5 protein-coding genes are annotated in these 7,375 nt (G+C 39.1%); all 5 read right to left on the reverse strand.

Annotated features, from left to right (window positions below; genetic code table 11):
• The coding region (scpA, locus tag KTHG_RS06570) for a methylmalonyl-CoA mutase (protein ID WP_139992754.1) at positions 1–1,801 on the reverse strand (1,801 nt) is incomplete at its 3' end.
• The gene (locus tag KTHG_RS06575; RefSeq protein ID WP_139992335.1) at positions 1,798–3,441 is read right to left on the reverse strand and encodes a methylmalonyl-CoA mutase family protein; all 1,644 of its coding nucleotides are present in this window, start codon (positions 3,439–3,441) and stop codon (positions 1,798–1,800) included. The genes KTHG_RS06575 and scpA, both read right to left, overlap by 4 nt.
• 286 nt (positions 3,442–3,727) lie before the next feature.
• Positions 3,728–4,441, reverse strand: a complete 714-nt coding sequence (locus KTHG_RS06580) for a glycerophosphodiester phosphodiesterase (protein WP_139992337.1) — start codon at positions 4,439–4,441, stop codon at positions 3,728–3,730.
• Positions 4,434–6,005: a flagellar assembly protein A gene (locus KTHG_RS06585; RefSeq protein ID WP_126990246.1), complete on the reverse strand. Its 1,572-nt coding sequence runs from the start codon at positions 6,003–6,005 to the stop codon at positions 4,434–4,436. The genes KTHG_RS06580 and KTHG_RS06585 overlap by 8 nt, the downstream gene beginning before the upstream one ends.
• 342 nt (positions 6,006–6,347) lie before the next feature.
• Positions 6,348–7,157, reverse strand: a complete 810-nt coding sequence (gene spo0A, locus KTHG_RS06590; protein WP_126990247.1) for a sporulation transcription factor Spo0A — start codon at positions 7,155–7,157, stop codon at positions 6,348–6,350.
• Positions 7,158–7,375 lie beyond the last annotated feature (218 nt).

Below are 7,375 nucleotides of genomic sequence, written 5' to 3' on the forward strand. Positions count from 1 at the left end.
CAACAACTTTCGCACCACGGTCATGTCCATCTTGACCCATTTTCGCCACAAGAATACGTGGACGACGACCTTCTGCTTCTAAGAATTCATCCGTCATTTGTTTTACTTCTGTAATGGCATCTTGGTCTGAATAATTCGTAGCGTACACCCCACTAATTGAGCGAATAACTGCTTTATGACGACCTGATACGTTTTCAATGGCATCAGAGATTTCACCAAGTGTTGCACGCGCACGCGCAGCATCTACAGCAACCGCTAATAAGTTTTCTTCACCTGTTTCCGCAGCTTTTGTTAGACGCGCTAAATGTTTTTGTACTTCTGCATCGTCGCGGTCTTCTTTCATTTTGTTAATACGGTCAATTTGCGATTGACGTACTAATGTATTATCGATATCTAGGATTTCGATTGGCTCTTCTTCTGTTAAACGGTATTTATTTACACCGATAATTGTTTCTGCATTCGAGTCAATTTTCGCTTGGCGTTTTGCTGCCGCTTCTTCGACTTTCATTTTCGGAAGACCTGTTTCGATTGCTTTGGCCATACCGCCTAATCCTTCAACTTCTTCGATTAATTTCCACGCAGATTGTGTCAACTCATCTGTTAATTTCTCAACATAATAAGAACCGCCCCATGGGTCAATCGTTTTTGTCATGCCTGTTTCGTTTTGTAAGAATAATTGTGTATTACGTGCGATACGCGCAGAGAAATCTGTTGGCAGTGCAATCGCTTCATCTAACGCGTTCGTGTGAAGTGATTGTGTATGCCCCATTGTTGCCGCATTCGCTTCGATTAATGTACGTGTCACATTATTGAATGGGTCTTGTTCTGTTAGCGACCAACCAGACGTTTGTGAGTGCGTACGTAGGGATTGCGTTTTTGCGTTTTCTGGCTCGAACTGGCTCATTAACTGTGCCCAAATACGACGTGCAGCACGCATTTTCGCGATTTCCATGTAGTAGTTCATGCCGATTGCCCAGAAGAATGATAAACGTGGTGCGAATTTATCGATATCAATACCCGCTTCTAAACCAGTACGTGCGTATTCAAGACCATCCGCTAATGTGTAGCCTAGCTCGATATCATTTGTTGCGCCCGCTTCTTGGATATGGTAACCAGAAATTGAAATCGAGTTGAATTTTGGCATGAATTTTGATGTGTATTCAAAAATATCTGCAATAATTTTCATCGACATTGCTGGTGGATAAATATATGTGTTACGTACCATATACTCTTTTAAAATATCATTTTGAATCGTACCTGATAATTTATCTGGTGAAACACCTTGTTCTTCTGCTGTCACGATGTAGAAGGCAAGTACCGGTAATACCGCACCGTTCATTGTCATCGATACAGACATTTGGTCAAGTGGAATCCCTGCAAAAAGAATTTTTGTATCTTCAACCGAGTCAATTGCTACGCCGGCTTTACCAACATCACCTGTTACACGAGGGTGATCTGAGTCATAGCCACGGTGCGTTGCAAGGTCAAACGCTACAGATAACCCTTTTTGACCCATCGCTAAGTTACGACGATAAAAGGCATTTGATTCTTCAGCAGTTGAGAAACCTGCATATTGACGAATTGTCCAAGGACGACCTACATACATTGTTGGGTAAGGGCCACGCGTATTGGGTGTCACGCCTGCTACATCATTTAAATGTTTTAAACCTTCTGTATCTTCTTTTGTATAGACATGCTTCACTTCGATGTCTTCGTTCGTCATAAACGTGTCATCTTTTTTCGTATACGCTTCTTTTGTTAATACTTCTTCAATATCAATTGCTCCAAAATTCACGCTCATCGTTGTACCTCCTTAAGGCTTGTTTGAATGCCTTCAAGTTTTTCGTAAATGTTCATGCCCGCATATAAGGCACCATCAATACCATCGATATCAAATTTGCCGGCAACATCAAGTAATGTGCCCGGTTGTTTTGAAGCGATGATTTGTGGTAATACGGCTTCAACATCCTCATCAACAGCTGAGAACACAACAACTTGTGCATCCGTTGTTGCTAAGTAGTTTTTCGCTGCTTCTACATCGGTAAATGGCTCTGTTACGTCTGCCGTTACACCTGCTGTAGCGAAAATACCTGTTACGAAATCAGTACGTGGTTTGATTTTTTTCAGTTCACCATAAGCAAGTACGGCTACTTTTACTGGATTTTCTTTAAAATCAACGCGTAATTTTTCAAATGGTTGTGCTAAACGATTAACGTCAACAAAGCTTTCTGCTGGTACTTCTTCTGTCGCATCCGCGAAGTTATTTGTACCAACTAATACTGCTTTACGTGTTTCTACATCCGCAAGACGTTTATCCCATACCACTTTTACATCTGCAGCGATTTTTGCTTGTGCTGCTGTATAGCCGCCTGCTGCTTGGATTTCTAAGAAGTATGCCCATGCATTTTTCACAAGGTCATGTGTTAAAGATTCAACGAAGTATGAGCCACCTGCTGGATCTAATACTTTTGTGACATGTGACTCTTCTTTAATCACAAGTGCTGCGTTACGTGCGATACGTACCGATTGATTTGTTGGACCTGTTAATACATTATGTGGGTGTACGGTTACTACGTCTGCGCCACCGATTACTGCTGAGAAGGCTTCATTGCCTGCACGCAGTAAATTGACATACACATCTAATTTAGAGAATGAGCGTAGTGATGTTTCCGTCACGATTTGAACTGGTTTTGGTGACGTGACACCATATGCTTGTGCAAAGGCTTTCCATAGTACGCGGAATGCACGAATTTTTGCGATTTCCATAAAGAATTGTGGGTCGATTGCAAATGATGCAAAGAATTTGTCTTCGTTCGCTGCAAAGTCCTCACCTAATAATTCTGCTGCTTGCGCTAATGCAATTGCTAATTCCTGTGTCGCATTCGCCCCTTCATAGTGTACCGTTTGTGTATGGGCATTTAATGTGCGTACATTTGCAAAATCAGTAAGCTCTACTGGTTCTGCTGACACGATAAATCCAGTTACCGTTTTATCCGTCACAAAGTTGAAAACATTTACTACTTCTTTATTATCAACGTAAAGAACAACTTGCTTATGTGTATCGATTAAGGCTGCCAATTGTTTTAACGCTGCCTCATCCCACTCAAAGCTCACTTTCCCTACTGTTACATATTGTGCTCCACGCGCAAAGGCATCATTTGTTTGTGCAACGAATTCTTCAATTGAAGAGCCAAAAGCTTGTTGTGCTACCCCAAAGTCACCATCAGCTTTTAATGCACGTACAGTTGATACTTGCTCCTCTAATTTGCCATCAAGCGCCTCTAGTAAACGTTCCTCTGTGTATAGAGGTTCTAGAGTGATCCCCTCGATAGTTTTTGTTAAAAGCGATTCAAAAGGTTTTCCTTTTAATTGCTTTACAGCAGCCTCCTGCCATTGGTCGTAAGAAGGCTTTTCAAATGTTACTTCTTTTAAGTTTGTCATACGGTCGCGTAGACGCTTCCCCCCTTCAATGATTCTAGCCTTATTTTACACAAAGATTCTGACTGTTAAAAGTATAAAAATGGATAATATCGCGCTTCTTACCTATTTTCGCGTCTATCATTTTCACATAAACTCATGAAAAAACTTATTTTTTTAGAACATTTAGCGCTTTTCCTAGCGAAAAAATATGTATCCGCTTGCATTTAAAATTTTCTGAAAAAACATTCTCTGTGCTATAGCACTATCACAAAAAGACCTATTAAATGGAAAAAACAGCGTATCTGTACTATGATACGCTGTTTTTATAAACGACTGCCGGATAATCCGTAATCCAGCCGATGACTGTTTGATGTGGGTTTTTTAAATAGTTTTCTTGTCCCGTTATATTATAAAAACGTACTTTTTTGCCCGCTTGTTGTGCCGCATTTAAATACTTCGCCTTGTAATAGCGCTTTTTGTTCGCATGAATAACATCGATATGCGCTGCCGCTTGAAGCGATGTCCAGTCAAATGCTTTTTTCGGAATAAATGCGGTTTCAAGTGATGGATTAATCCGCTTCACATTACGTAAAACGTCCTCATGAAACGATGAAATATGGACATGCTGTAAGCGACCACATTTTTTCACAAGTGATTCAAGCGCCGCAAATTGACCGATAAACGATTCTTTTAATTCGATATTTACCGGGATTTGCTGTGGTATGAGCCATGCTAGCAACTCATCAAACGTTAATAGCGTCGTACCTTTTTTTAAAAAGCGCTTCCCCACTGTTAATTTACGAATTTGATTGTATGGAACTTCATTTAACTGATAATTCTTGCCAGTCAAGCGCTTCAAATTTAAATCATGCGTCACAATTGCCACATAATCCTTTGTTAATTGCACATCAAACTCTAGGCCATCTGCTTGCTCTTCTAGTGCTTGTTGAAACGCCGCCATCGAGTTTTCAGGTGCTTTTGTAATAACCCCACGATGCGCGTAAATTGGTAATTTAGACATTCAATTTCCCACCTTCAATTTTAAACGAACCACATGTCGTTTTTTTCAGCATACTTGAAAACTTACCAATTTGTAAAACGGTTCCTGGGTATGCTTCTTTTGTTACGGAGATTTCCTCTTGTCCAACCATGCGCACACTTAATAACACCGTTTGAATTTGTTCATCCAATTGAATAATTCGTTTTTTTAATGTAGCTGCTGTTTGTTTTGAATTTTCAAATGCAAAACGCTGCTCCTGTGTCATTTTGTCGTAAAATGATTCTAGCTGCGCCACCTGAATTTCGCGCTTTTTATACTCTTCTTTTAGCTTCTCCGATTCATCCGCAAATGCACGTGCCTCTGCCATACGTTCTGTGCGGTCTGGCACAACAATTGATAAATTCGTACGCCGTTCATGTGGATTCCCTGCATACGCCACTTTAATCGACTGCGTGACCGACGTTTCACCGCCAATAATTTTACCACGATGCTCATCTAAGTACACATTTTGCGCCACTAAATTAGAACCCATCGCATAATTGCTAATATAAATATCTTCCATTGCTTCTAACAACACATCATTTGCATGCTTGGCATAAATATTCTTACCTGCGCGCACAACCATCGTATGATTGCCAAAAATCCCACCACGTATATTGACATCTCCCGCAATCGATTCAATAAGTTCCGCACCTGTCACACCGGTATTGCCCTCAATTGAAATATCACCAAGGGCACGTACACGATATCCCGGTGTTACCGTACCTTTAATTAAAATCGAGCCTTTAAAATCTAAATTGCCCGTCTCAATGCCCACATCACCTTGAATGGTCAAATGCTGTAATAGTTTTACGGTGCCATCTGAAATATCTAATACGCCGTTATGACGCGCACGTAATACAATACGGTCCTCTTCTTCACTTTCATAGACCGAATTTGGATCATAGCGTAGCGACGCATCCTTACCTGCTAATGCCGTAACAATTTCACCGTATACATTAATACCGCTCTCGCCCTCGGTCGCTGGAATCTTTTCTCCGAGCCATTGATTCTCTTCAATTTCGCAAATAAAATTCATATCAAAATAATCCGCACGTCCATCTTCACGAATCATCGGTTTTATAACTGGACTTTCAAAGTAATTAAGTACAGCGTCCGCACCACGCTCTGGCTCAATTCCTTTCCCTACAATGATGTTTTTTTCATTGATTACTTGCTCAGGTGTTACATGATTTAATTTACAGCGTAATCCCATACTATCGGCAATCATTCTAATCTGTTTATTCAATTGCGCTTCATTTCGTACGAGTGCATCTTCCGTATCGTTTACTTGCAGTGAAACAGTCATCGAATCTTTTGAGATGCTTAGCACAAGCACCGGAAGCCAAATACCAATCTCATACGGCTCCGGTGCTGGCGTTTGCAATGCCTCTCGTAATGTTTGAAAACTTGTTAACTTTAAGCGTCGTTGTTGCTTCATAATGGTTTCAAAGTCTTTTAATTTAAAGCCTTCTTTGTGCACACGAATAAAAATTTTATCCAAGCTCTCATAGACTTCAAAAAACTCATTTTCGACTAATACCATGATGCGGCCTCCTTCACAGTCAAAAATCTTTATGTATATTTTCATTGTATCAAATTCATTTTATAGAACACATAGCCTATTGTTAAAATAGTATTATACACCTATTAATTACATTCACTTTATTTTTTCTTTATTTAATAGTACTAAATACTTATTTAATATTATAAAGAAGTTTTAAAAACTGATAGAAGAAAATATTCCTCATACGAAGCGCTATTAAGACCTGTTTCATTAATAAGTCATAAAAAAACTCCTTTTTATCAGCTTTATTAAAAAACTAATAAAAAGAAGTTCATTATTTAGCATGGATACTCGTTGAAAACAAATGTACCATTAAATAGTTTAATTCATCATTTCCATGCGTAATTTGTCCGCAACCATCGCGATAAATTCTGAATTTGTTGGCTTTTGCTTCATATGATGTGAAGAATAACCAAATAGGTCTGCAATCGCTTCATAATTTCCGCGATTCCAAGCTACCTCAATCGCATGTCGAATTGCACGTTCAACACGCGATGATGTCGTATCGAATTTTTTCGCAATGTCTGGATATAATATTTTTGTGACAGAGCTCAATAAATCGACGTTTAAATACACCATTTGAATGGCTTCACGTAAATAGCCATAGCCTTTAATATGTGGCGGAATACCAATTTCCTTAATTAAATCCGTCACCTGCATATCTAAGCGTTGTTGGTCCACTACTTCTGGTTGCAATCCTTGTAAAATGCCTGTATTTACAAGTGGCGTTTGTTGGTTTTCTAGTTGCTTACTTGTCCCTTGCCCGCATTGCAGTACTTTTGCTTCTAAACGTTGCATCTCGAAAGGTTTTAACATGAAATACGCAGCGCCTAACTCCACTGCTTGCTTCATCACATCTTCTTGACCAAACGCTGTTAACATAATCACCTTAATTGACTGATACGCCACTTGTTTGTGAATTTCTTCCAGTACTGCTAATCCATCTAAATGCGGCATGATAACATCTAAAATTAATACATCTGGAATGCTTTCTTTTAGCATTTCTAGGCACTGCTTACCATTTGATACGGTATTAATAACCTCAATTTGAGGATTTTCCGATAAATGACTTGCTAGTGCGCGTACTAATTCTTTATTATCATCAGCAATCGCGACTTTTATTTTTTCCATCACGTAATCCCCCTATGCCACAGCAATCTCTTACAGTTCTACTCTTTATCCTATCTATTGTAACAAAAAAAGCACATTCTGAAAATACGAATTGTTAGATGGCCTTTTTATTCAAAGAAGATTGATACTTTCCATTCAAAATATAGAAAAATTATGTAAAAAATAGTAAAAAAACAAAAAAGCGTTAATGTATGTACTATCACATTAACAGCTTTTTT

It is taken from the genome of Kurthia sp. Dielmo, from assembly GCF_000307285.2.
GTDB classification, from domain to species: domain Bacteria; phylum Bacillota; class Bacilli; order Bacillales_A; family Planococcaceae; genus Kurthia; species Kurthia populi.

Excerpts from the sequence above, each read along its gene's own strand:
- KTHG_RS06575 (WP_139992335.1), bottom strand. The coding sequence starts at position 3,441 with ATGACAAACTTAAAAGAAGTAACATTTGAAAAGCCTTCTTACGACCAA.
- KTHG_RS06580 (WP_139992337.1), bottom strand. The coding sequence starts at position 4,441 with ATGTCTAAATTACCAATTTACGCGCATCGTGGGGTTATTACAAAAGCA.
- KTHG_RS06585 (WP_126990246.1), bottom strand. The coding sequence starts at position 6,005 with ATGGTATTAGTCGAAAATGAGTTTTTTGAAGTCTATGAGAGCTTGGAT.
- spo0A (WP_126990247.1), bottom strand. The coding sequence starts at position 7,157 with ATGGAAAAAATAAAAGTCGCGATTGCTGATGATAATAAAGAATTAGTA.